Origin of the sequence: Pseudobacillus wudalianchiensis, from assembly GCF_001685015.1 — a bacterium.
GTDB lineage: Bacteria > Bacillota > Bacilli > Bacillales > Domibacillaceae > Pseudobacillus > Pseudobacillus wudalianchiensis.
In genome coordinates, this window is sequence record NZ_MAYT01000012.1 from 118,802 (window position 1) to 142,574 (window position 23,773).

A 23,773-nucleotide genomic window follows, 5' to 3' on the forward strand; every position below is an offset into this window, starting at 1 on the left:
GTCTATAAAAGAGGAAATAAGCGTTTAATCCAATTTTCTTCTTTTTTCTTCTCTTTTGTTTTTTCTTCTTTTGGTAAATGGTCGGTACAGTATTCTTCGGGTTCGGTTCCTTCTATAAAGTACATCGTTCTCGTTACAGGGCAGTGATCACTGGCAATTTTTCCATTTTCGGGATTAACTTCAACAGCTGTTACGCCTTTCGGTTTTGGAAACTTTTTGACTCGTTTCCCTCTGTGGACATCTTCCATAAAATCAAACCAAATGTCTTTAGCATAATGCTTATCATCCGCTTTTTTTATTTCTGTTCCATCGTCATACCCGGTCCATATCCCAGCAGCTAGCTGGGGAGTAAACCCAATCATCCAATAATCATAGGTAGTCGATCCTGATTTTCCGGCATAAGGGCGTGTCATCTTCGGAGCGAGGGAAGCACCGGTGACATTTGCATAGCTGCTTAAGTTTTTATCGAACATGCCCGTCATCATGTGAGTCAGTACGGCTGTTTGTTTTTTATCAAATCGTTGTTCACTTTCTGATTGGTGCTCATAAATCACCTCTCCGTGCGCATTTTCCACTCGTTGGATAAAAACAGGCTCTTCGTATTTTCCGTTGTTTGCTATTGTTGCATAGGCATTCACCATTTCAAGAACACGAACTCCTGACGTGCCCAGTGCCAGTGAAGGGAGCGGCTTTAACGGGGTAGAAATGCCAAAACGCTCAGCTGTTTTAACGAGTGTGTCGGGCTTTAGAAATAGGTGTGTCTTAACAGCATAAATGTTATCGGAAACAGCCAGCGCTTGCTCCATCGTGACATCGGCGTCAGCATAGCGGTGGTTAAAGTTGCTTGGCCTGTATACTTTTTGGCCATTGTCATACCGGAAAGCGGTCTTTTCGCTTTTTAGCTGGGTAGCTGGGGTATAGCCATTTTCCAATGCTGCGTAATATAAAAACGGTTTGAAGGTTGACCCCGGCTGTCGAATCGCTTGAGTGGCCCGGTTATAAGGGCTTTGATTGAAGTCCTTGCCGCCAGCAAGAGCTGTAACGAAATGAGTTTTGGGTTCAATAGAAACGAACGCCGGCTGTATATCAGAGTCTTGGGCAATTACTTTTTTTATGCTCTTTTCGGCAATGTATTGATGCTCTCGATTCAATGTAGTGTATACACGCAATCCGCCAAGCGCGATCGTCTGTTCATCTACACCAAGCTTCTGAGCGAGTACTTGCTGGACCGCTTGTCGAAAATACGGAGCTGTTTCTGAGTCTGTGTGCAAATGTTCGCCAGTAATGCGAAGTTTGTCGGCCATGGCCATCTGGCGCTGTTTAGGTGTAATCACGCCACTCTCTTCCATTTCCATTAAAATGACTCTCTGCCGCTCTTTTGCTTTCGATAATGAGGAGAGCGGTGAATAAATGGATGGCCCTTTTGGAATGCCAGCGAGCATACTCGCTTCCGCCAGGGTGAGAGCAGCTGCTTTTTTTCCAAAATAGAATTGGCTCGCAGCCTCAATACCATAAGCTCCATGTCCATAATAAATGGTATTTAAATAACCTTCTAAAATCTGTTCCTTCGTGTAGTTCATTTCAATTCGCATTGTATAGATAGCCTCTGATACTTTCCGCTTCCATGTTTTATCATGGGAAAGATAAAGATTACGAGCGTATTGCTGGGTAATCGTACTAGCCCCTTGTACTTTTGCCATCGCTTTTAAATCGGCAACAGCAGCACCAGCCATCCGCTTGAAATCAAAACCGTGATGCTCAAAAAATTTCTTATCCTCCACAGCGAGAGTGGCTTCCACAAGATAGGGGGATACTTCATCAAGAGCGACCCAATATCGTTTTTCACCAGCATGGCTTTCACCGATCACTTGTCCATCTGCCGCAAAATAAAGTGTAGACTGAGGAACGGCTACTTTTGGTTCGCCAAGCAGCTTCATGTATAAAAATCCGGCTCCGATGAGCAGTAACAGGCCCATCGCAGCAAAAAAACCGAGAAACAATCCTGCGCGTATCCATTTAACTGTTTTACGATAGCCTGACAGGGTAATGACTGTCATATAAGGTTACCTGCCTTAAAAAGAATAATTAGGAATAGTATGAAAAAACTTCCGAATTTTTAAACATAAAAGGGGGATATTTTCATACAAGAGGACGAAGTCAAAAAAATAGCTTGAATTTTTGCAGGATTCCACTATACTTTTTTCAGTGCAATTGGAAAGCATTTATTGCAGAAAGGAAGAGATGAAATGAGCGGACTTTGGTATACAGAAAAACAGACGGAAAACTTTGGTATTACAATGAAAATTAAGCGTACTCTTCATACAGAACAGACAGACTTCCAATACTTGGAGATGGCTGAAACAGAAGAGTGGGGCAATATGCTATTTTTAGATGGCATGGTCATGACTTCTCAAAAAGATGAATTTGTTTATCATGAAATGGTAGCACACGTACCATTATTTACTCACCCGAATCCAGAGAATGTTTTAGTTGTTGGCGGTGGCGACGGCGGGGTAATCCGTGAAGTGTTGAAGCATCCAGAAGTGAAAAAAGCAACACTCGTTGATATCGATGGCAAAGTAATCGAGTATTCAAAGAAATTCTTGCCTGAAATTGCTGGAGAACTGGATAACGAGCGTGTTGATGTACGTGTCGATGATGGTTTCATGCATATCGCCAAAAGTGAAAACGAATATGATGTGATCATGGTAGATTCAACGGAACCGGTCGGTCCGGCTGCAAACTTATTTACAAAAGGGTTCTATGCTGGCATTGCGAAAGCATTGAAAGAAGACGGTATTTTCGTTGCTCAAACAGACAACCCTTGGTTTAAAGCGGACTTGATTCGTGAAGTACAGCGCGATGTAAAAGAAATTTTCCCAATTACGCGCCTATATACGGCCAATATCCCAACTTATCCAAGTGGTATGTGGACGTTTACAATTGGCTCAAAAAAATATGATCCATTAGAAGTAAGCGATGAGCATTTCCACGATATTGAAACAAAATATTATACGAAAGAATTGCACAAAGCAGCCTTCGTTTTACCGAAATTCGTAAAAGATTTAACAGAGTAAACGGCTATTTTGATAAAAAGGTGGGAAAGTTATGCGTTTTGATGAAGCCTATTCAGGCAATATCTTTATCGGTGCTCAGCAGGACTATGAGAAAAGCCAGGTCGTGTTATACGGCATGCCGATGGATTGGACAGTTAGCTATCGCCCGGGTTCTCGTTTTGGTCCGGGACGCATTCGCGAAGTATCAATTGGTCTCGAGGAATACAGCCCATATCTGGACCGTGAGTTAGAAGAAATTAATTACTTTGATGCTGGTGACATTCCGCTCCCATTCGGTAACGCTGCAAGAAGTTTGGATTTAATTGAGGATTACATTGACGGTTTGCTGGCAGATGGGAAGTTCCCGCTTGGCATGGGGGGAGAGCATCTTGTTTCCTGGCCAGTGATGAAGGCAGTAGCAAAAAAGTATCCTGACTTGGCCATTATTCATATGGATGCCCATACCGATCTTCGCACAGAGTATGAGGGAGAACCACTTTCTCACTCGACACCAATTAGAAAAATTGCTGAGTTGATTGGCCCTGAAAATGTTTACTCTTTTGGTATTCGCTCTGGTATGAAAGAAGAGTTTCAATGGGCTAAAGAGAACGGAATGCATATCTCTAAGTTTGAAGTGCTCGAGCCTTTAAAAGAAATTTTACCGCAGCTCGCTGGCCGGCCAGTGTATGTAACGATTGACATTGACGTTCTTGATCCAGCTCATGCGCCTGGTACAGGAACAGTGGATGCGGGCGGCATTACGTCGAAAGAGCTGCTTGCCTCTATTCATGCGATTGCTCATTCAGAAGTGAAGGTTGTCGGCGGCGATCTTGTAGAGGTGGCACCGATTTATGATCCTTCCGAACAGACAGCTAACACAGCCTCCAAACTGCTCCGTGAGATGCTGCTCGGCTGGGGATTGGTGAACAAGGAAAAGTAAGAAGCCTCTTAAGTGTATAGAACACTTAATAAAAATCACCCGGCAGTTTTTATGCCGGGTGATTGCTTTATTTAGAAATCCTTTTTTTCGTTTAAACGATATTCATTCAAGATGCCCATTTCATCAATATGACGTCTAGCTTCTTCGTCGCCAAACTTATAAATCAAACCGTAAATGGCGATAAGTGCCCGGTCATAATGATCATTCTTTTCTTTGTAGGAGTAATCGAGATAAGGAACATGAGCACGGACGAACGTTTCCAGTTCAGCATTGTATTCTTCTTCAAATATTCTTCTGATAAAAGCTGCTTCTTGATCAGTGGCTTCTATTCTGAAATTGCCCTGCCCTTCAGCAGTAGGCAAGACTTCCTTACTGGCGGGGTCTACGTAATATACTCTCTTCACTTCTTCCATGTTAACAGCTCCAATCCCTTTTTCTATTGATGTACCACAAGGAGGGGGCATTTAATCCTTTCGTAATTGAAATTTCCATGATGTCCATTGCATTTTTATATAAACATTTTTATACTTAATAAGTTATAAGGAGAAATTTTAAAAGGATGTGAACAGCTTGGCCAAGGATTTACAAGCACCTGTTCCTGTCAATATCCATTTAACGACGAGCATTGAGCATGAAGGAGAAAGAGAGATGTTTGAACTTATGCTCTCTGGAGAGTTTCAGGAAAAAAACGGTTCTTACTTCCTGAAATATAATGAGGTTCAAGAAGAAGGCAAGATTCAAACGGTCGTGAAGTTTTCTGATCGAGGGGCCGTAATCTTGCGCAGCGGAGCCGTAAATATGAGGCTTCCATTCAACGAAAAAGAACAAATGAATGGCTCTTATACAAGCCCGCACGGCACATTGGCGATGTCAACCAAAACAAATAAGCTGTCGCACAGCCATACATACAGTGAATCACAACTTGAGGGAACGCTCCAGCTGGACTACCACCTGCTGATGCAAGGAACGGCAGTCGGTGCTTATACAATGGAGCTCAAGTTTGAAAAGGCATAAAGAAAAAATTTAACGCTTCACCGCATTAACAGAGCGGGGGGCTGACCCCAACCATGAGGAGGTATATAAGAAATGAATATAGCAGAGAAGGTACAGGAGGATTTACGGTCGGAGATAAAGGCGGCTGTTTTGAAGGCCGGGCTGGCGCAAGAGGAGGAGATTCCGGCTGTTGTGCTGGAGACGCCAAAGGAAAAGGTGCATGGTGATTATTCGACTAATATGGCGATGCAACTAGCTCGTGTAGCGAAGAAAGCTCCTCGTGCGATCGCCGAAGAGATGATCGCCAATTTTGATCCGTCTAAAGCTTCCATTGAGAAAATTGAAATCGCTGGCCCTGGTTTTATTAATTTTTATATGAATAATGCATATTTAACGGATCTAATCCCAGTTGTACTAGAAGAAGGCACCGATTACGGAAAAACAAATACCGGCAACAATGAGAAGATCCAAGTAGAATTCGTTTCGGCCAATCCGACAGGAGATCTGCATCTTGGTCATGCTCGAGGCGCAGCTGTTGGAGATTCCTTATGTAACGTGCTTGAAAAAGCCGGTTACGACGTAACGAGAGAATATTACATCAACGATGCCGGCAACCAGATTCATAATTTAGCGCTATCTGTCGAAGCCCGTTATTTCCAAGCACTTGGTCAAGAGAAAGAAATGCCAGAGGATGGTTACCATGGAAAAGATATTGTGGGCATTGGTCAAAAATTAGCCGATGAGTTTGGGGACAAGTTCGTTTCTATGTCGGAAGAAGAGCGCTACGAAGCGTTTAGAGAATATGGGTTAAAATACGAAATGGAGAAGTTGAAAACGGATTTAGAAAATTTCCGTGTGCCATTTAATGTATGGTATTCAGAAACGTCTCTTTATAAAAATGGAAAAATCGATGAAGCGCTCGCTGCTTTGCGTGAAAAAGGCCATATTTACGAAGAAGACGGGGCAGTTTGGTTCCGCTCTACTACGTTCGGGGACGATAAAGACCGCGTTCTTGTCAAAAATGACGGCACGTATACGTATTTAACACCGGACATTGCTTATCATAAGGATAAATTTGAGCGTGGCTTTAAAAAGGTCATTAACATTTGGGGCGCTGATCATCATGGCTACATTCCGCGGATGAAAGCGGCAGTAGAAGCGCTTGGTTATGACCCGGCTAACTTAGAAGTAGAAATTATCCAGCTCGTTCATCTCTATAAAAACGGCGAGAAGATGAAAATGAGCAAGCGGACTGGTAAAGCCGTGACGATGCGGGAGCTTGTTGAAGAAGTAGGGCTAGATGCTGTTCGTTATTTCTTCGCCATGAGAAGCGGCGATACTCATATGGACTTCGATCTTGACCTTGCTGTGTCTGAATCAAATGAAAACCCGGTGTACTATGCTCAATATGCACATGCTCGCATTAGCAGTATTTTGCGTCAAGGAGAAGAGCAAGGTATCACGATTAACAAAGAAGCAGATTTATCTCTGATTAGCGCCGAAAAAGAGATCGACTTATTGAAGAAGATTGGCGATTTCCCTCAAGTGGTGGCAGAGGCTGCTGAAAAACGCATCCCGCACCGGATCGCGAACTATATACAAGAACTATCTGCTGCATTCCATAGCTTCTACAATGCAGAAAAAGTATTAGATCCAAATAATACACAGTTATCAGAAGCGCGTCTTGCGTTAGTAAAAGCTGTACAGGTTACATTAAAAAATGCTCTGCAGCTTATCGGCGTATCTGCACCTGAAAAAATGTAAAAAAAGCTTGCGCTGAAACCGTTAAGTTTCAGCGCAAGCTTTTTGTCTATTACAAGAAGCCTTTTACTAAGTGAGCAGCTTTTGTTTTTATTTTTCCAGCGAGAGTAGTAGGATACAGCTCTGGTGTAGAAGGCAACTGGCTATTTTCGATGTCTTCCTCCAAAAAGGGCCGAATTTGCTCAATGAAGGCTGGACTATAAATAAAGCAATTGCATTCAAAATTGATCCGCTGACTTCTCGCATCGAAATTGGCCGTGCCAATGTCGCATATTTCGTCATCAAAGATAATAATCTTTGCATGATAGAACCCGTTCGTGAACGATAGGATGCGAGCATTTGGAAAGAGAAGCATCTTATTTAAAAATGGAGAAGCCGCTTCCTGCACGAGTGCATGATCTTCATGTCTAGGGATGAGAACAGTGACATGGACACCACGTGCTAATGCATGAAGCAGCTGGTCAAATACAGGTTTTGTCGGTATGAAATAAGGAGTCCCGATGAAAATCGATCGTTGGGCACTGCTAATCATATTTATTAGTTTTTTCTCAAGATTTCCGTTTACAGAGGGATAAATAGCATGTTCTATTCCGCTTTCGTGTCCAGGTGCTTTTTTCGGCTGCTGCAGAAAAGATCGTCCCTCTTGATTCCAGTCAGCAATAAATTCTGCTTCTAAGTCAACGGCACTGCCGCCATAAAAGCGCAAATGGTAGTCTCTCCATGGAGAAAGCTTAGGGTCTTCACTCTTATTCACATACTCCAGACCAACATTAAAGCCGCCAAGATAAGCAATGGTACTATCAATGACAGTAATTTTCCGATGATTTCGCTGCTGTAGAGAAAAAAAGAAATAAGGAAGACGTGGTTTTCCAAAGAAGCCGACTTTGACTCCTGACCGTTTTAGATCATTCACATCCTGCTTTTTCACTTTTAAGCTGCCATGCCAATCCATAAGCAGGTGCACTTCTACACCGCCCCTTGCTTTCTCTTTCAATAAATGAAAAAAATCCCGGGTCACACTATCATCTTTTACAATATAAAAAAGACAGTACACACGTTTTTGGGCATTTTGGATATCGTGAAAAAATTGTTTAAAAAATTCAGGACCGCTGCAAAAAAAATCAATCTTCCCTTTTCTCTTCGGATACATCCGTTCAGGGGATTGTTTTTCTGCAGTTTTCTGACCAAAGTAAAGATCCAGCCCAAGCCATGAAGCAAAAAAAGTGAGCCAGAAAAATATCCTCATGAATCTTTTTCCTCCTTAAACGAAGCAGCATTATTTCTAGGCTTCCCAAAAAGAAACAAAGACTCTCATAGGAATGACTGAAAAAAATATTTTAATTATAGGTTGACTGAATGCTCATTCATAATATAATAAAGATATAAACATTCTGAATAGTAATACTGTTTTAACAAAGGCGCAAGATGCAGCGATCTTAGAAAGGAGTGTAGGGAAAGTCATGAATGGTTTGTTATGGATCAACTTAATTGCAACTGCTTTTGTAATCGCTTACGGAGTGTATTTATTTGTTTATTTATTAAAGACCCGTTATGAATACATTCAGCTGGGCAAGAAACAAGAGTTTGATAATGATGTGAAGAAGCGGATGGAGAAAATCTGGGTATTTGTGTTTGGACAGAAAAAGCTGCTCAAGGACAAAAAAAGCGGGGCCATTCACATAATGTTTTTCTATGGTTTCCTGCTTGTACAACTAGGAGCGATTGACTTTATTATTAAAGGCATCGTGCCGGGAGCACATTTGCCGCTCGGTCCGCTGTACGGCGGATTCAAGTTTTTCCAAGAGATCGTCACGCTAATGATTCTTGTGGCGGTGGTCTGGGCATTTTACCGCCGTTATGTTGAAAAGCTCGTGCGTTTAAAGCGCGGCTGGAAAAACGGGCTTGTATTAATTTTTATCGGCCTATTAATGCTGTCCGTCTTAATCGGCAACGGCATGGATTTAATTTGGCATGAAGGAGCCGATGTCCACTGGATGGGCTTAGAGCCGGTTGCCTCTGCTATAGCCGTTATTTTGGCAGGGATCGGTACAAAGGCTGCTATTGCGTTTTTCTACGTATCCTGGTGGGTGCATTTGCTCGTCTTGCTTACTTTCCTTGTGTATGTACCGCAGTCAAAGCATGCTCACTTAATTTTTGGCCCGGTCAATACGTATTTTCATCGTTTGGACCGTCCGGGCACGCTGAAGCCGATTGATTTTGAGGATGAAACACAGGAATCGTTTGGCGTCGGGAAAATTCAAGACTTTAACCAGCTGCAAATGATTGATTTTTATGCTTGCGTGGAGTGCGGCCGCTGTACGAATATGTGTCCGGCCACGGGAACAGGGAAAATGCTCTCGCCGATGGATTTAATCGTTAAGCTGCGCGATCATTTAACAAACACAGGAGCAGCTGTGACATCCAAACAGCCATGGGTGCCGGCGTTTGCTTTTGCGAACACACAGGGGAACCAATTAGCTCTTGCCGGCAGTGCAGAAGCGGCGGCTGAGCTTTATCATCCAAGCTTGATTGGAGAGGTCATCACCGAAGAAGAGATCTGGGCGTGTACGACATGCCGCAATTGTGAAGACCAGTGCCCAGTCATGAACGAGCATGTCGATAAAATTATTGATCTGCGCCGCTACCTCGTGTTAACAGAAGGAAAGATGGACCCGGAAGCGCAACGGGCGATGCAAAGCATTGAGCGCCAAGGCAATCCGTGGGGACTGAACAGAAAAGAAAAAGAAAATTGGCGAGAGCTGCGTGAGGATGTTCACGTACCGACCGTCAAAGAAATGAAAAAAGCAGGCGAAGAATTTGAGTACCTGTTATGGGTCGGATCAATGGGAGCGTTCGATAACCGCAGCCAGAAAATTGCCCTTTCTTTTGCGAGATTGTTAAATGAAGCGGGCGTGAAATTTGCGATTTTAGGCAACAAAGAGAAAAATTCCGGTGATACACCGCGCCGCCTCGGCAATGAATTTTTGTTTCAGGAGCTGGCGACAGCTAATATCGCAGAATTTGAGAAAAACGATGTAAAGAAAATCGTGACGATTGATCCGCATGCGTATAATATTTTTAAAAACGAATATCCGGCCATGGGCTTCAAGGCCGAAGTCTACCACCATACGGAGCTGTTAGATCAGCTTGTGAAAGAAGGCCGATTGAAGCCAATGCACGCCGTCAATGAAACGATCACGTTCCATGACTCATGTTATCTCGGTCGCTACAACGATGTTTACGATCCGCCGCGAGAAATCTTGAAGGCAATACCGGGTGTAAAGCTTGTTGAAATGGCCCGGAAGCGTCAGGACGGGATGTGCTGTGGTGCTGGCGGTGGGCTGATGTGGATGGAAGAAGACACTGGCCACCGCATTAACGTTGCACGGACAGAGCAGGCGCTGGCAGTGAATCCATCTGTGATTAGTTCGGGCTGTCCGTACTGCTTGACGATGCTTTCCGACGGCACAAAAGCGAAGGAAGTAGAGGAAACGGTCGCAACGTATGACGTAGCAGAACTTCTGGAGAAAGCGGTTATCGGGCCACAGAAAACAGAGCAGCTTCCGGATAAAGATCCGGCTGAGGAACAACGAAAAGCAGTTGTTGCCGAAACTGCTGCTGACGCACAAGCAGAAAAATAAAGTAGCAGAATCAGCTTGAGGGTGTTTTAAAAGAAGGTTTTCCTCTTGAAGGAGAGAGGGAACCTTCCTCTTGCTTGTTTTTTGAATATTCATCATTTTCATTGGAATTTTTCTTCATTTACTTTAAAATAAAAGAATATAAGAGGTAAAAAAGGGAGATGTTTCCCTTTTCTTATGGCCAAGTTTTGAGCGAGCGTTCAGTCAAGACATGAAAGCGGTTTCTTTAAAATGAAACAAAGGGGGAAGTAATCATGGTAAAAACAGTAATTATTGATGGAGCCCGTACACCTTTTGGCAAATTTGGAGGAGCATTAAGTGCTTTATCAGCTTCACAGCTTGGGGGAATAGCCATTAAAGAGGCGTTAAAGCGTGCAGGCGTTAGTCCGGAACAGGTCGATGAAGTGATTTTTGGCAATGTTCTTCAAGCAGGGCAGGGACAGATTCCTTCAAGACAGGCAGCGAGAGAAGCGGGAGTCCCTTGGGAAGTAAAAACTGAAACGATCAATAAAGTGTGCGCCTCCGGTTTGCGCAGTGTAACACTTGCTGACCAAATTATCCGCGCAGGTGATGAAGAGGTCATTGTGGCCGGCGGCATGGAATCCATGTCCAATGTTCCTTATGCCCTTCCTAAAGGGCGTTGGGGCATGCGAATGGGTGATGCATCGATGGTTGATTTGATGATTCATGACGGATTGTCATGCAGCTTTACCGGCGTTCATATGGGCAATTACGGAAATGAAACAGCGGAAGAGTTTGGCTTGTCTAGAGAAGAACAGGATGAGTGGGCAGTACGCAGCCATGAAAAAGCAATTGCTGCTATGGAAGAGGGCCGTTTGGCTGAAGAAATTGTCGCGGTTGAAGTGCCTCAGCGAAAAGGAGATCCTGTCCTAGTAGAGCAGGATGAAGCGCCTCGTAAGGATACAAAAAAAGAAGTATTAGCGAAGCTGCGCCCGGCATTTGGCAAAGACGGAACGATTACAGCTGGCAATGCTCCTGGCATCAATGATGGAGCTGGTGCACTTGTGTTGATGAGTGATGAACGGGCAGCAAAAGAAGGGAAACAGCCGCTTGCTACAGTGATTGGCCATGCTGAAGTAGCAGTAGAAGCGAGCAAGTTCCCACAAACTCCAGGACTAGTAATTAATGAAATACTGAAAAAGACGGGAAAATCCCTGAAAGATATCGATCTGTTTGAAGTGAATGAAGCCTTCGCTGCCGTAGCACTGGCAAGCGGTAAGATTGCCGATCTCGATCCTGAAAAGGTCAACGTCAACGGAGGAGCCATTGCTCTCGGCCACCCAATCGGTGCCAGTGGCGCAAGAATTATTTTAACACTCGCCTATGAACTAAAAAGAAGAGGCGGAGGCATCGGCATCGCAGCCATCTGCAGCGGAAGCGGCCAAGGCGACGCCATCATGATTGAGGTCTAGAAAAGAGGAAGGCGCTCGTCAGCACGATAGTGGATTGGAGCTCTCGCCGAGAAGTCGCTTTTCAGACTTCGACAGAGAGAGCGAAATCAGCGTACGTGCTAGCGCCTGCAGCTGGACAAAAGAAAAGCGGAGCCGACTGTACTGCCCCGACAAGCATAAGACGAAATGGCGAGGTGGCGTTTTTCAGCCACACAGCCAGATCGGCTTATGACCTCGAGGGGCAGGGAGGCGCAGCTAGACAAGAGAAAAGCGGAGGGCGCTCGTTCAGGGTGATAGGAGGTTGGAGGAATTTCTATAGGAGTCGTTCTTTGACTCCAATAGAAATTTCGAAACCGCCGTACGCCCTAGCGCCTGCAGCTAGACAAAGAAAAGCGGAAGCGGCCGTTCAGCGGCGTATGGGCTGGACGGCTCCGCACGAGATAAAGGAAACACGAAGAGCGGCAGCGATTCGATGTTGACTTATCGCAAGGAGGAGCCGGAAGTCCACTAGCTGCTGGCCGCTGCAGCTGGACAAAAGAGGAGCGACGGCTAAAGGCGCGACATCGTGTCGCAACGCCCTCACTAGCACATCGTGTGCGTCGAAGCGGAAAACATCAGGCGATAGAAAGAAAAATCAGTGTAGATAATCTTGAAATCGAAATAGGAGGGGAAAAGATGGAAGTAAAAAAGCTGATGATAATCGGAGCTGGACAAATGGGTTCAGGCATTGCTCAAGTATGTGCTCAGGCTGGCTATGAAGTGTTGTTGAATGACTTAAAAGATGAGCTGGTTAGACGTGGACTGGGAGTTATTGAGAAAAATCTCTCTCGCCAAGTACAGAAGGAACGCCTTACAGATGGCGAAAAAGCAGAAATCCTCCAGAGAATTTCAAAATCGACTAACTTACAGGATGCACAGGATGTAGACCTTGTTATTGAAGCAGCAGTCGAAAACATGGATGTGAAGTGCAAAATCTTTTCCCATTTGGATAGAATTGCACCAGCTCATACGATTTTAGCAACCAATACCTCATCATTGCCTATTACCGAAATTGCGGCCGCCACGAATCGCCCAGAAAAAGTGATCGGTATGCATTTTATGAATCCGGTGCCGGTGATGAAGCTTGTCGAGATTATCCGTGGTCTGGCAACAGCAGACGAGGTCTATCAAACAATCGAAGAAATCACGCATACTCTTTCAAAAGTGCCTGTTGAAGTAAATGATTTTCCGGGATTTGTAGCAAACCGGGTGTTAATGCCAATGATCAATGAAGCGATTTATACGCTGTATGAAGGAGTCGCAACAAAAGAAGCGATTGATGAAGTCATGAAGCTTGGTATGAACCATCCGATGGGTCCGCTGACACTGGCTGATTTTATCGGCCTTGATACGTGTTTGTACATCATGGAAACGCTTCATGATGGGTTTGGTGATGACAAATATCGTCCATGTCCGCTGCTTCGCAAGTATGTAAAGGCTGGCTGGCTCGGCAAAAAGACAGGGCGCGGCTTCTACACATACGACTAAAGCGTGTAATTTAAAAACAACAGGAGGAAGAAAATATGGAATTGCGATTTTCAGAAGAGCAGCAGATGATGAGGAAGATGGTAAGAGATTTTGCAGAAGGTGAAATCGCGCCGTTTGTTGAGCGAATGGAAAAAGGAGAATTTCCTCGTGAATTGATCAAGAAGATGGCTGAGCTGGGCTTAATGGGGATCACCATTCCCGAGGAATATGGCGGCAGTGGGATGGACTTTATATCTTATATTATCGCAATCAATGAGCTGTCAAAAGCCAGTGCCACGGTTGGAGTCATTTTATCTGTTCACACATCTGTTGGAACAAATCCAATTCTATATTTTGGCACCGAGGAGCAAAAACAAAAATATGTACCAAAGTTAGCGTCAGGAGAATACTTGGGTGCCTTTTGCTTAACCGAACCGGGCGCTGGATCGGATGCAGCTAATTTAAAAACAAAAGCGGTCAAACAAGGGGATTATTATACGATAAATGGTTCGAAGGTTTTCATCACGAACGGGGGAGAAGCGGATACATATATCGTCTTTGCTTCGACTAACCCGGCAGAAGGTTCAAAGGGCATCTCAGCCTTTATTGTGGAAAAAGATACGCCAGGTCTGATTATTGGCAAAGACGAACATAAAATGGGCCTTTACGGTTCTCGTACCGTGCAATTGACCTTTGAAGATATGAAAGTACCAGCATCGCAGCTGCTTGGCAGTGAAGGAGAAGGGTTTAAAATTGCGATGGCTAATCTTGATGCTGGTCGTATTGGAATTGCTGCGCAGGCGCTGGGGATCGCCGAAGCAGCATTAAAAGAAGCTACGCAATATGCGCAAGAACGCAAACAGTTTGGTAAGCCAATTGCAGCTCAACAAGGGCTCGCTTTTAAGCTTGCGGATATGGCGACAAGTGTAGAAGCAGCTAGGCTGCTTGTTTACCGGGCGGCTGATTTGCGATCAAAAGGGAAGCCTTGCGGAAAAGAAGCTTCCATGGCAAAACTATACGCCTCCAAGACAGCAGTGGATACGGCAATCGAAGCTGTTCAAGTACACGGAGGCTATGGGTACACGAAAGAATACGCGGTAGAGCGATTTTTCCGCGATGCCAAAGTAACGGAAATTTATGAAGGTACGAGTGAAATTCAAAGAATCGTCATTAGCAAACAGTTAATCAAATAAAGGCGGGGAATAAAATGAACTTCCAACTAACAGAAGAACATGAAATGATTCGCAAAATGGTAAGGGACTTTGCTAAAAACGAAGTCGAGCCAACAGCAGCAGAACGCGACGAAGAAGAGCGTTTTGATATAGAGATTTTTCGCAAAATGGCGGAGCTCGGATTAACAGGTATCCCTTGGCCCGAAGAGTACGGAGGTATTGGCAGTGACTACTTAGCGTACTGCATTGCTGTCGAAGAATTGTCACGCGTTTGTGCATCTACAGGTGTCACTCTTTCCGCCCATACATCACTTGCGGGTTGGCCAGTTTACAAGTTTGGTACAGAAGAACAAAAGCAAAAGTACTTAAAGCCAATGGCGCAGGGGGAGAAAATTGGCGCCTATGGATTAACAGAGCCAGGTTCTGGTTCTGACGCAGGCGGGATGAAAACAACAGCTCGCTTAGAGGGCGATGAATATATTTTAAATGGTTCGAAGATTTTTATTACAAATGGCGGCATTGCTGATATTTACATCGTCTTTGCTTTAACGGATCCAGCTTCTAAACAGCGAGGCACAACAGCTTTTATTGTAGAGAAAGACTTTCCGGGCTTCTCTGTTGGCAAGAAAGAGAAGAAACTAGGAATCCGCTCATCTCCAACGACAGAAATTGTTTTTGAAGATTGCCGGGTGCCAAAGGAGAATGTTCTCGGTTCAGAGGGCGACGGCTTTAAGATTGCGATGATGACATTGGACGGCGGCCGTAACGGCATCGCTGCTCAGGCTGTCGGCATTGCACAAGGAGCACTGGACGCATCGGTTGAATATGCCAAAGAGCGCAAGCAGTTTGGCAAACCAATCGCAGCAAACCAGGGAATTTCCTTTAAGTTAGCTGATATGGCAACGGCGATTGAAGCATCCCGATTGCTTACTTATCAGGCGGCCTGGCTTGAGTCGAACAATTTGCCATATGGAAAAGAGTCGGCGATGTCGAAGCTTATGGCTGGTGATACCGCCATGAAAGTGACGACAGAAGCTGTACAGATCTTCGGAGGATATGGCTACACGAAAGATTATCCTGTTGAGCGCTATATGCGTGACGCTAAGATTACGCAAATTTATGAAGGTACACAGGAAATTCAACGATTGGTTATTTCAAGAATGTTAACAAAATAAAGAAAGTTCATCTTAGAAAAAATCAGTTATAATGTTGAGCAGTAGGTCTAAAGCAATAAATTAGACTGAAAGTAAAAACAAATTCGGGAGCAGATGAAGGGAAGTTCCATTCCTCTGCTCTCGTTATGTATTTGTTAAAGGCGGTTGATAACATTGAAGGCTGACAAGAGGAAAGTACATGCATCTGTAAAAGATGAACAGCTAATCGAAAAAAGGCGCTCCGAGATGATTAAGGGAGCTGTCCAGCTTTTTAAACAAAAAGGATTTCACCGAACGACAACGAGAGAAATTGCCAAAGCAGCAGGGTTTAGTATCGGTACTCTCTATGAATATATTCGTACGAAGGAAGATGTTCTCTATCTTGTATGCGATAGCATTTACGATCAGGTAAAAGACCGTTTGGAGCGAATGGACTTAGAGGCGGGGACGTTAGAGAGTCTAAAGCTCGGCATTAGTTATTATTTTAAAGTGGTAGATGATATGCAGGATGAAGTATTAGTCATGTATCAGGAAGCGAAATCGCTGTCAAAAGATGCCTTGCCATATGTGCTAAGAAAAGAAATGGATATGGTCAGCATGTTTGAAAGGTTAGTTTACCGATGCGTGGAAAACGGAGAGCTTGATATGGAAGAACGAAAGATTCACATGCTTGCTCAAGATATTTTTGTACAAGGACAAATGTGGGGATTCCGTCGTTGGGCGCTGCAAAAAAACTTTACGATTGATGATTATATCGAGCTGCAGATAGATTTATTGTTTTCAGGCATTAATGGCTACAAAGTGAAACAATAAGGGGGAGAAATAATGAGTCAGACAGTGGAGGTTTATAAACCGAAGCATCATATTCGTTTTGTGACAGCTTCCAGTCTTTTTGATGGGCACGACGCATCGATTAATATTATGCGCCGTATTTTGCAGGCAAGCGGAGCAGAAGTAATTCATCTGGGGCATAATCGATCAGTAGAAGAAGTGGTGAATGCGGCAATTCAGGAAGATGTACAGGGGATTGCCATTTCCTCTTATCAAGGCGGTCACGTTGAATACTTTAAATACATGTATGACTTATTAAAGGAAAAAGGCTGTCCGCATATCCGTATTTATGGAGGCGGAGGCGGAGTGATCATTCCGCGGGAAATAAAAGAGCTGCATGATTACGGCATTGCCCGGGTCTTTTCGCCGGAGGACGGACGGCTTAACGGCTTACAGGGTATGATTAATATCATGCTGGAAGAATGTGATTTTTCCACTGTATCGGGCAGTATTGGAGAAGAAATTAGCAAGCTGCCAAATGGGGATGTTACAGCCGTGTCGAGGCTGATTTCATTAGCGGAGAATCAGGTAGACGCCAGTCAAGAAGAAAAAGCAGAAGCCGCTGCGGCGTTTGAGCAGATTCAGTCTTTAGGCAATGAAGCACCTGTTATTGGGATTACAGGTACCGGCGGTGCAGGAAAAAGTTCTCTGACAGATGAACTGATCCGCCGCTTTCTCAATGAATTGTCCAACAAGAAAATTGCTATTCTGTCGGTTGACCCAACAAAACAAAAAACAGGCGGTGCACTGCTGGGTGACCGTATTCGGATGAATGCGATTTTTTCTGAGCGGGTGTTTATGCGCAGTCTCGCTACCCGCAATTCCCGTTCTGAGCTTTCGCTGGCGATTAAAGATGCTATTAGTGTCGTAAAGGCGGCCGGTTATGATTTAGTAGTTGTAGAGACGAGCGGAATCGGGCAAGGGGATGCTGAGATTACTGAAATTTCCGATTTGTCGATGTATGTTATGACAAGTGAATTTGGGGCGCCAACTCAACTTGAGAAAATCGATATGATTGATTATGCTGACTTAATTGTTATTAATAAATTTGAAAGAAAAGGCTCCGAGGACGCCAAGCGCCAAGTACAAAAGCAATATCAGCGCAGCCGCAATTTATTTGATGAACCGCTAGAAAAAATGCCGGTATACGGAACGATTGCCAGCCAGTTTAATGATCAAGGCACGAATGCTTTATTCGCTGCACTCGTAGAAAAAATTAATGAAAGAGCTGGTACCGATTGGCAAGTATCCTTCAGCAAAGAAGTGGACGTAGAAAAGCAAAACGTAATCATTCCAAATGATCGCCGTTACTATTTAAGAGAGATTACGGAAACAGTGCGCCGTTATCACCAGAAGGCAGAGGAACAGGAACACCTTGCCCGCCGGTTGTTTCAGCTTGAAGGAGCGTTGACAGAGGCTAAAGCAAACGATGCTGGGGAAGAGGTAATCCGACCGCTTGAAACGTATAAAGCAGCAATTGAAGAGCAGCTAACCACTGAATCGAAAAAGATCCTCGCTGGATGGAAAGAGTTAAGAGAACAGTACGCTGCTTCCGAGTATGTCACGAAAATCCGCGATAAGGAAATCGTGACAGAGCTGACGACAACGAGCTTATCAGGCCTTAAAATTCCAAAGGTCGTTTTGCCGAAGTTTGTTGATTATGGAGAGATTCTCCGCTGGGTTTATAAAGAAAACAGACCAGGCTTCTTCCCATATACGGCTGGCGTTTTTCCGTTTAAACGAAAAGGAGAAGATCCGAAACGGCAGTTTGCTGGAGAGGGGACACCAGAAAGAACAAACCGCCGCTTTCATTACTTATCCAAAGATGATGAAGCAAAACGGTTGAGCACCGCCTTTGATTCTGTGACCTTGTATGGAGAAGATCCGGATTACCGGCCAGACATTTATGGAAAAGTCGGCGAAAGCGGAGTCAGTATTTGTACGTTGGAAGACATGAAAAAGCTATATGCTGGTTTTGATCTATGTCACCCCTCTACATCTGTTTCCATGACGATTAATGGTCCAGCGCCGATTATTTTGGCGATGTTTATGAATACGGCGATTGATCAGCAGGTAAAGAAGAAAGAGGAAGAGCTTGGCCGTATCCTATCTGTCGAAGAATTTACTGATGTGCGTGCCCAGACGTTAAAGACGGTTAGGGGAACTGTGCAGGCTGATATTTTAAAAGAGGATCAAGGGCAGAATACATGCATTTTCTCTACGGAGTTTGCTTTGCGGATGATGGGAGATATTCAGCAATATTTTATTGATCACTCCGTTCGTAATTATTATTCTGTTTCCATTTCTGGTTATCATATTGCGGAAGCTGGCGCTAATCCAATTTCTCAGCTCGCCTTCACCTTGGCGAACGGTTTTACGTACGTCGAATATTATTTAAGCCGCGGCATGGCGATCGACGATTTTGCCCCGAACTTATCTTTCTTTTTCTCAAACGGTCTTGACCCAGAGTATACGGTAATTGGCCGTGTAGCAAGGAGAATTTGGGCAGTGGCCATGCGTGAGAAATATGGGGCAAATGAGCGCTCTCAGAAGCTCAAGTACCATATCCAAACATCGGGCCGCTCTCTTCACGCTCAAGAAATTGACTTTAACGATATCCGGACAACATTGCAGGCACTCATGGCACTGCAGGACAATTGTAATTCACTTCATACAAATGCTTATGATGAAGCTATTACAACCCCGACCGAGGAATCTGTCCGTCGGGCAATGGCGATCCAGCTCATTATTACGAAGGAGCATGGCTTGTCTAAAAATGAAAATCCGCTACAAGGCTCCTTCATTATTGAAGAGTTAACCGACCTTGTCGAAGAAGCAGTATTACAGGAGTTTGAACGCTTAGATGACAGAGGCGGTGTGCTCGGAGCGATGGAAACGCAATACCAGCGCGGGAAAATCCAGGAAGAGTCGATGCACTATGAAATGCTAAAGCATACAGGGGAACTGCCAATCATTGGTGTGAATACCTACTTGAACCCAAATCCGCCATCTGAAGAAGAAATCAATAGCATGGAATTGGCGAGGGCTACAAAAGAAGAAAAAGAACACCAAATTAACGAATTGCGCTCTTTCCAGAAAAAGCATGAACAAGAGGCTGAAAAAGCGTTAAAACGTTTAAAAGAAACAGCTGTGAGCGGCGGGAATATTTTTGCTGAACTGATGAAAACAGTAAAAGTTGCCAGCCTAGGTCAAATTACGACGGCTCTCTATGAGGTAGGCGGACAGTACAGAAGAAATATGTAACCTAAAGCAGCCGTGAAAGAAGCGAATCCTCTCTTTCACGGTATTTTTTTCATATAAAAAGATTATAATTGTAAAATAAAGGGTACGGTAAAGAGATGGAACTGCCTTTGTACAATTTTCATGTAAAGTTTTTTAACATGCTAATCACAATTTTTCTTTTATAATGATTGGAAAAAAGTATACAATAAGGAAAGGTAAAAGGCGGGGATAGAGGATGAAGCAAATTTTAAATTGTATATTGCTTGGCGTCTATACGTTTGCTGCTAGTTGGCTTTATCAAATCCAGCTCGGAGCCGTTGCCTTTCTCCTACTATCTTTTTTTCTGTTTTATCGGACTTTTATTGAGCTAAGAAAGACGAGAGAAGGTAGAAGGCCTTCTCCAGAAGCAGTCTCGAAAAAAGTGCGCAAAAAAAAAGCGGAAATCGTTACATAAATATGGCATAATGAAAGCGTCAATGTTTATAATGGTGAATATGACCTTTTTCACTCTCATAGAGTGCGTAAATAGAGAAGGGAAGTGCGGATGTGAAGTTAAAGGAACTGTCTAAAGAAGAACTGAAGGAAATGTCCTTTATTGAAATTGCTTATGCTCTTTTAAAAGAAAGCAAAGAGCCGATAGCATTCCAGGAGATAATCAATCAAATCCAGCAGTATCAAGAGTTGAGCGACGCTGAATTAAAAGCGCGGATGGTTCAGTTTTATACCGACCTAAATGTTGATGGCCGGTTTATTACGTTTGGAGAAAATCGTTGGGGCTTACGTGCTTGGTATCCGGTTGACCAATTAGAAGAAGAAGCAGCGCCAGCAGTAAAAGCGAAAAAGAAAAAGGCGAAAAAATCTACAGTCGAAGAACCGGATTTTGACGAAGAAGAACTGGATGAAGTGGACGAGCTTGAGGATGATCTTGACTTTGAAGAAGATGATCTTGACGAGTTGGATGACGAAGTGGAAGATCTTGACGATTTAGATGAGATCGATGATGAAGACGAAGACGAAGAGGATTTTGACGACGATCTTGGTGAAGAAGATGAATACGATTTAGACGATGATGAGGAAGAAGACTTAAAATAAAGAAAATTAATCTTTTCTTGACTTCCTTTATTTCAAATTGTAGTATTTTATTTGGGCTCTTTAAAGAGACATTATTTATGCTTATAACGCTCCCTTTACTTTTTAAGTAACTGGGGCGTTTTTGTTTTTTGCCCCGATAAAATGAGTGTATTTATTTAATTAATAAAAGAAACAATAGATTGAAGGGGGCTTTTCAAGTTGACTAAATATATTTTTGTAACAGGCGGGGTTGTTTCTTCTTTAGGTAAAGGAATTACGGCTGCTTCCTTGGGCCGCTTGTTGAAAAACCGCGGGTTAAAGGTGACGATCCAAAAGTTTGATCCATACATTAACGTGGACCCAGGAACAATGAGTCCATATCAGCACGGCGAAGTATTCGTTACAGATGATGGAGCAGAAACGGATTTAGACTTAGGTCACTATGAGCGTTTCATTGACATTAATTTAAATAAATATAGCAATGTCACAACAGGTAAAATTTATTCAACGGTGCTTCGCAAAGAGCGCCGCGGTGAATACTTAGGTGGTACGGTTCAGGTTATTCCACATATTACGAATGAAATCAAAGGCCGCGTACTCCTTGCTGGCAAAGAAACAAAAGCTGATGTTGTCATTACAGAAATCGGCGGAACAGTAGGAGACATTGAATCTTTACCGTTCTTAGAAGCGATTCGTCAAATTAAGAGCGATGTCGGTTCCGATAACGTTATGTACATCCACTGTACGCTTATTCCATATTTAAAAGCTGCTGGTGAGATGAAAACAAAACCGACACAGCACAGTGTAAAAGAGCTTCGCAGCCTTGGTATTCAGCCGAACATTATCGTTGTGCGTACAGAGCTTCCGGTTTCGCAAGACATGAAAGACAAGCTTGCTCTTTTCTGTGATATTGCGCCAGAAGCTGTTATTGAAGCGGCGGATGCCGACACTCTTTATGCTGTTCCACTTTATCTTCAAGAGCAAAAAATGGACGAACTTGTCTGCCGTCATTTAAAACTTCAGTGCCATGATGCTGAAATGGATGACTGGAAAGCACTCGTTGATAAAGTACGCAACTTATCGAAAAAGACAAAAATCGCTCTCGTCGGTAAATACGTAGAATTACAAGATGCTTACATTTCAGTTGTAGAAGCTCTGCGTCATGCTGGATATGCATTTGATGCTGATATTGAAATCGATTGGATTAATGCAGCTGAGCTAGTAGCTGAAAATGCAGAAGAGCGCTTGAAGGATGCGGATGGTATTTTAGTTCCAGGCGGCTTTGGAGATCGTGGCATCGATGGTAAAATTGAAGCCATTAAATATGCGCGTGAAAACAAAGTTCCGTTATTCGGTATTTGTCTTGGTATGCAGCTGGCTTCTATTGAGTATGCAAGAAATGTTGTTCAATTAGAGGGAGCTAACTCTTCTGAAATTGACCCAACAACGCCATACCCAGTTATTGATTTGCTTCCAGAGCAAAAAGATGTAGAAGATCTTGGCGGCACACTTCGTCTTGGTTTATATCCATGTAAATTGGAAGAAGGAACAAAAGCTTATGAAGCTTATCAAGATGAAGTGGTATATGAGCGTCACCGCCATCGTTACGAGTTTAACAATGAGTTCCGTGAAGTAATGGAGAAAAAAGGCTTTATTTTCTCTGGTACAAGCCCAGATGGCCGTCTTGTGGAAATCATTGAGCTTGCCGATCATCCATGGTTTGTAGCAGCTCAATTCCATCCAGAATTTACATCACGCCCAACTCGTCCACAGCCGCTTTTCCGTGCTTTCATTGAAGCAACGCTGGCTAATAAATAAGAATAAAAGAAGCCGACTCAAACGATCATGGTAAAATGATCGTTCGAGAACGGCTTCTTTTTTAAGCTGTTTAGTCTTGCTCTTGCAAGATTTCATCGATTGTCAGCTTGAGGGCAAAGTAAATATAGAGAGCGGCAAGACTAGAAGGAAAGCCGGTGCGGCCGCCATTTTCAGAAGGAAGCAATCCCTTGGTTACTTTTGTATCAATAAATACATCAGCCAATTCATGAAGGGAATCTTTTTCCTCTGATGCAAGGCCGGCTACAGCTACAAAGGGTACTCCGCGTTCTTCAAGAGCAGCTGCGGCAGTTAGCGCTTCTGAATCATGGGCGAAGCGGCTGACGAGAAGTACCCGGTCGCTCTGGGTAATATCACCTACTGAATCAAACGCCTGGATGCAGGAAAGTGAGTCGGCGCCAGACACGGCTTCTGCCTCGACCGCTTTCATTTCTTGCAATCCTTTTATATAAATCCGGCCCTCACCGACTACTGCCTGTGCAAGAAGGCGGGCACCATCTTCAATCTGATCGGCTTCTTTATCTGTAATTCGTTGAAAAAGACCGTTTAATTGAGTAGTAAACATTTTTAACATCGTTCGTCCTCCTTAATCGTGAATTATATTATACCCGTCTTTCCACTTAGGAGCAAAAGTCATAAATTATTTCCGCAAGCAGGAATTTCGAGTATCGAAGAAGAATAATAAGTGAATAAATAGCCAATTGTTTTACGCATACATAATAGAACAAGAATGAAGAGCAGAGGGGGCGAGGCAATTGAGTGGAAAAATACTGATTGTAGATGATCAATTCGGTATACGCATTTTACTTAATGAAGTGCTTCAAAAAGAGGGGTATGAAACATTTCAAGCAGCAAACGGAATACAGGCTTTGGAGATTGTTGACAATCATTCGCCTGATCTAGTGTTGCTAGACATGAAAATTCCTGGGATGGATGGCATTGAAATTTTGAAAAGAATGCGAGAGAAAGACGAAAGCATTCGAGTCATTATCATGACAGCTTACGGAGAGCTGGACATGATCCAAAAGGCAAAAGATCTAGGTGCGCTGACGCACTTTGCTAAACCGTTTGATATTGATGATATCCGGACAACAGTAAAAGAATATATAGTTTCTTAAAGGGTAACCGGCTTCTTTTCCATTGGTAAAGGGCCGGTTATT

At 43.7% G+C, this 23,773-nt stretch carries 20 protein-coding genes; 16 read left to right on the plus strand and 4 right to left on the minus strand.

Annotated features, from left to right (window positions below; genetic code table 11):
* Positions 1-2: 2 nt before the first annotated feature.
* Positions 3-2,057, minus strand: coding sequence for a transglycosylase domain-containing protein (locus tag A8F95_RS08520; protein ID WP_065410130.1), 2,055 nt, complete (start codon positions 2,055-2,057; stop codon positions 3-5).
* Positions 2,058-2,246: 189 nt separating this feature from the next.
* Here A8F95_RS08520 and speE point away from each other — a divergent pair, with 189 nt between their 5' ends.
* Both speE and speB read left to right on the plus strand, forming a co-directional pair.
* Complete coding sequence (gene speE, locus A8F95_RS08525) at positions 2,247-3,077, plus strand: spermidine synthase (protein WP_065410131.1); 831 nt, start codon at positions 2,247-2,249, stop codon at positions 3,075-3,077.
* Between the two features lie 31 nt (positions 3,078-3,108).
* Positions 3,109-3,996 carry an agmatinase gene (gene speB / locus A8F95_RS08530; protein WP_065410132.1) on the plus strand — a complete coding sequence of 296 codons (888 nt, stop codon included), beginning with the start codon at positions 3,109-3,111 and terminating at the stop codon, positions 3,994-3,996.
* Positions 3,997-4,067: 71 nt separating this feature from the next.
* Here the strand turns inward: speB and A8F95_RS08535 are convergent, their stop codons facing one another.
* Positions 4,068-4,409, minus strand: coding sequence for a hypothetical protein (locus tag A8F95_RS08535; RefSeq protein WP_049665386.1), 342 nt, complete (start codon positions 4,407-4,409; stop codon positions 4,068-4,070).
* A 157-nt stretch (positions 4,410-4,566) separates the two neighbouring features.
* Here A8F95_RS08535 and A8F95_RS08540 point away from each other — a divergent pair, with 157 nt between their 5' ends.
* Positions 4,567-5,010 carry a YwiB family protein gene (locus A8F95_RS08540; protein ID WP_065410133.1) on the plus strand — a complete coding sequence of 148 codons (444 nt, stop codon included), beginning with the start codon at positions 4,567-4,569 and terminating at the stop codon, positions 5,008-5,010.
* A 72-nt stretch (positions 5,011-5,082) separates the two neighbouring features.
* A complete protein-coding gene (gene argS / locus A8F95_RS08545; RefSeq protein WP_065410134.1) occupies positions 5,083-6,753 on the plus strand; it encodes an arginine--tRNA ligase in 1,671 nt (556 codons plus the stop codon).
* Positions 6,754-6,802: 49 nt separating this feature from the next.
* Here the strand turns inward: argS and A8F95_RS08550 are convergent, their stop codons facing one another.
* Positions 6,803-7,996, minus strand: a complete 1,194-nt coding sequence (locus A8F95_RS08550) for a phospholipase D-like domain-containing protein (RefSeq protein ID WP_065410135.1) — start codon at positions 7,994-7,996, stop codon at positions 6,803-6,805.
* A gap of 214 nt (positions 7,997-8,210) precedes the next feature.
* Here A8F95_RS08550 and A8F95_RS08555 point away from each other — a divergent pair, with 214 nt between their 5' ends.
* The 11 genes from A8F95_RS08555 to A8F95_RS08605 all read left to right on the plus strand — a co-directional run bounded on the left by A8F95_RS08555 (position 8,211) and on the right by A8F95_RS08605 (position 22,595).
* On the plus strand, positions 8,211-10,391 hold the full coding sequence (locus A8F95_RS08555) for a (Fe-S)-binding protein (protein WP_077247282.1): 2,181 nt from the start codon (positions 8,211-8,213) through the stop codon (positions 10,389-10,391).
* A gap of 251 nt (positions 10,392-10,642) precedes the next feature.
* Positions 10,643-11,821, plus strand: a complete 1,179-nt coding sequence (locus tag A8F95_RS08560; RefSeq protein WP_065410136.1) for an acetyl-CoA C-acetyltransferase — start codon at positions 10,643-10,645, stop codon at positions 11,819-11,821.
* 29 nt (positions 11,822-11,850) lie between these two features.
* On the plus strand, positions 11,851-12,279 hold the full coding sequence (locus A8F95_RS08565; RefSeq protein WP_065410137.1) for a hypothetical protein: 429 nt from the start codon (positions 11,851-11,853) through the stop codon (positions 12,277-12,279).
* A gap of 196 nt (positions 12,280-12,475) precedes the next feature.
* Positions 12,476-13,327: a 3-hydroxybutyryl-CoA dehydrogenase gene (locus A8F95_RS08570; protein WP_065410138.1), complete on the plus strand. Its 852-nt coding sequence runs from the start codon at positions 12,476-12,478 to the stop codon at positions 13,325-13,327.
* 35 nt (positions 13,328-13,362) lie between these two features.
* On the plus strand, positions 13,363-14,499 hold the full coding sequence (locus A8F95_RS08575; RefSeq protein WP_065410139.1) for an acyl-CoA dehydrogenase: 1,137 nt from the start codon (positions 13,363-13,365) through the stop codon (positions 14,497-14,499).
* Between the two features lie 14 nt (positions 14,500-14,513).
* Complete coding sequence (locus A8F95_RS08580; RefSeq protein WP_065410140.1) at positions 14,514-15,653, plus strand: acyl-CoA dehydrogenase; 1,140 nt, start codon at positions 14,514-14,516, stop codon at positions 15,651-15,653.
* Positions 15,654-15,806: 153 nt separating this feature from the next.
* Positions 15,807-16,445, plus strand: a complete 639-nt coding sequence (locus A8F95_RS08585) for a TetR/AcrR family transcriptional regulator (protein ID WP_049665360.1) — start codon at positions 15,807-15,809, stop codon at positions 16,443-16,445.
* A gap of 12 nt (positions 16,446-16,457) precedes the next feature.
* On the plus strand, positions 16,458-19,727 hold the full coding sequence (gene icmF, locus A8F95_RS08590) for a fused isobutyryl-CoA mutase/GTPase IcmF (RefSeq protein WP_065410141.1): 3,270 nt from the start codon (positions 16,458-16,460) through the stop codon (positions 19,725-19,727).
* Positions 19,728-19,941: 214 nt separating this feature from the next.
* Entirely contained in the window at positions 19,942-20,160 is a 219-nt protein-coding gene (locus A8F95_RS08595; RefSeq protein WP_065410142.1) for a hypothetical protein, read from the plus strand.
* A 92-nt stretch (positions 20,161-20,252) separates the two neighbouring features.
* Entirely contained in the window at positions 20,253-20,798 is a 546-nt protein-coding gene (gene rpoE / locus A8F95_RS08600) for a DNA-directed RNA polymerase subunit delta (RefSeq protein WP_065410143.1), read from the plus strand.
* Positions 20,799-20,996: 198 nt separating this feature from the next.
* The gene (locus tag A8F95_RS08605; RefSeq protein WP_065410144.1) at positions 20,997-22,595 is read left to right on the plus strand and encodes a CTP synthase; all 1,599 of its coding nucleotides are present in this window, start codon (positions 20,997-20,999) and stop codon (positions 22,593-22,595) included.
* A gap of 70 nt (positions 22,596-22,665) precedes the next feature.
* Here A8F95_RS08605 and A8F95_RS08610 read toward each other — a convergent pair whose 3' ends face one another.
* Positions 22,666-23,187, minus strand: a complete 522-nt coding sequence (locus A8F95_RS08610; RefSeq protein ID WP_065410145.1) for a DUF2529 family protein — start codon at positions 23,185-23,187, stop codon at positions 22,666-22,668.
* 181 nt (positions 23,188-23,368) lie between these two features.
* Between A8F95_RS08610 and A8F95_RS08615 the strand changes: the two genes are divergently transcribed.
* Positions 23,369-23,731 (plus strand): response regulator, encoded by a 363-nt coding sequence (locus tag A8F95_RS08615; RefSeq protein ID WP_049665343.1) that lies wholly within the window; start codon positions 23,369-23,371, stop codon positions 23,729-23,731.
* Positions 23,732-23,773: the final 42 nt, after the last annotated feature.

What these genes read in the sequence shown, in the direction of transcription:
- A8F95_RS08520 (WP_065410130.1), bottom strand. Translation starts at nt 2,057, where the DNA reads ATGACAGTCATTACCCTGTCAGGCTATCGTAAAACAGTTAAATGGATA.
- speE (WP_065410131.1), top strand. Translation starts at nt 2,247, where the DNA reads ATGAGCGGACTTTGGTATACAGAAAAACAGACGGAAAACTTTGGTATT.
- speB (WP_065410132.1), top strand. Translation starts at nt 3,109, where the DNA reads ATGCGTTTTGATGAAGCCTATTCAGGCAATATCTTTATCGGTGCTCAG.
- A8F95_RS08535 (WP_049665386.1), bottom strand. Translation starts at nt 4,409, where the DNA reads ATGGAAGAAGTGAAGAGAGTATATTACGTAGACCCCGCCAGTAAGGAA.
- argS (WP_065410134.1), top strand. Translation starts at nt 5,083, where the DNA reads ATGAATATAGCAGAGAAGGTACAGGAGGATTTACGGTCGGAGATAAAG.
- A8F95_RS08550 (WP_065410135.1), bottom strand. Translation starts at nt 7,996, where the DNA reads ATGAGGATATTTTTCTGGCTCACTTTTTTTGCTTCATGGCTTGGGCTG.
- A8F95_RS08555 (WP_077247282.1), top strand. Translation starts at nt 8,211, where the DNA reads ATGAATGGTTTGTTATGGATCAACTTAATTGCAACTGCTTTTGTAATC.
- A8F95_RS08560 (WP_065410136.1), top strand. Translation starts at nt 10,643, where the DNA reads ATGGTAAAAACAGTAATTATTGATGGAGCCCGTACACCTTTTGGCAAA.
- A8F95_RS08570 (WP_065410138.1), top strand. Translation starts at nt 12,476, where the DNA reads ATGGAAGTAAAAAAGCTGATGATAATCGGAGCTGGACAAATGGGTTCA.
- A8F95_RS08575 (WP_065410139.1), top strand. Translation starts at nt 13,363, where the DNA reads ATGGAATTGCGATTTTCAGAAGAGCAGCAGATGATGAGGAAGATGGTA.
- A8F95_RS08580 (WP_065410140.1), top strand. Translation starts at nt 14,514, where the DNA reads ATGAACTTCCAACTAACAGAAGAACATGAAATGATTCGCAAAATGGTA.
- icmF (WP_065410141.1), top strand. Translation starts at nt 16,458, where the DNA reads ATGAGTCAGACAGTGGAGGTTTATAAACCGAAGCATCATATTCGTTTT.
- A8F95_RS08595 (WP_065410142.1), top strand. Translation starts at nt 19,942, where the DNA reads ATGAAGCAAATTTTAAATTGTATATTGCTTGGCGTCTATACGTTTGCT.
- A8F95_RS08610 (WP_065410145.1), bottom strand. Translation starts at nt 23,187, where the DNA reads ATGTTAAAAATGTTTACTACTCAATTAAACGGTCTTTTTCAACGAATT.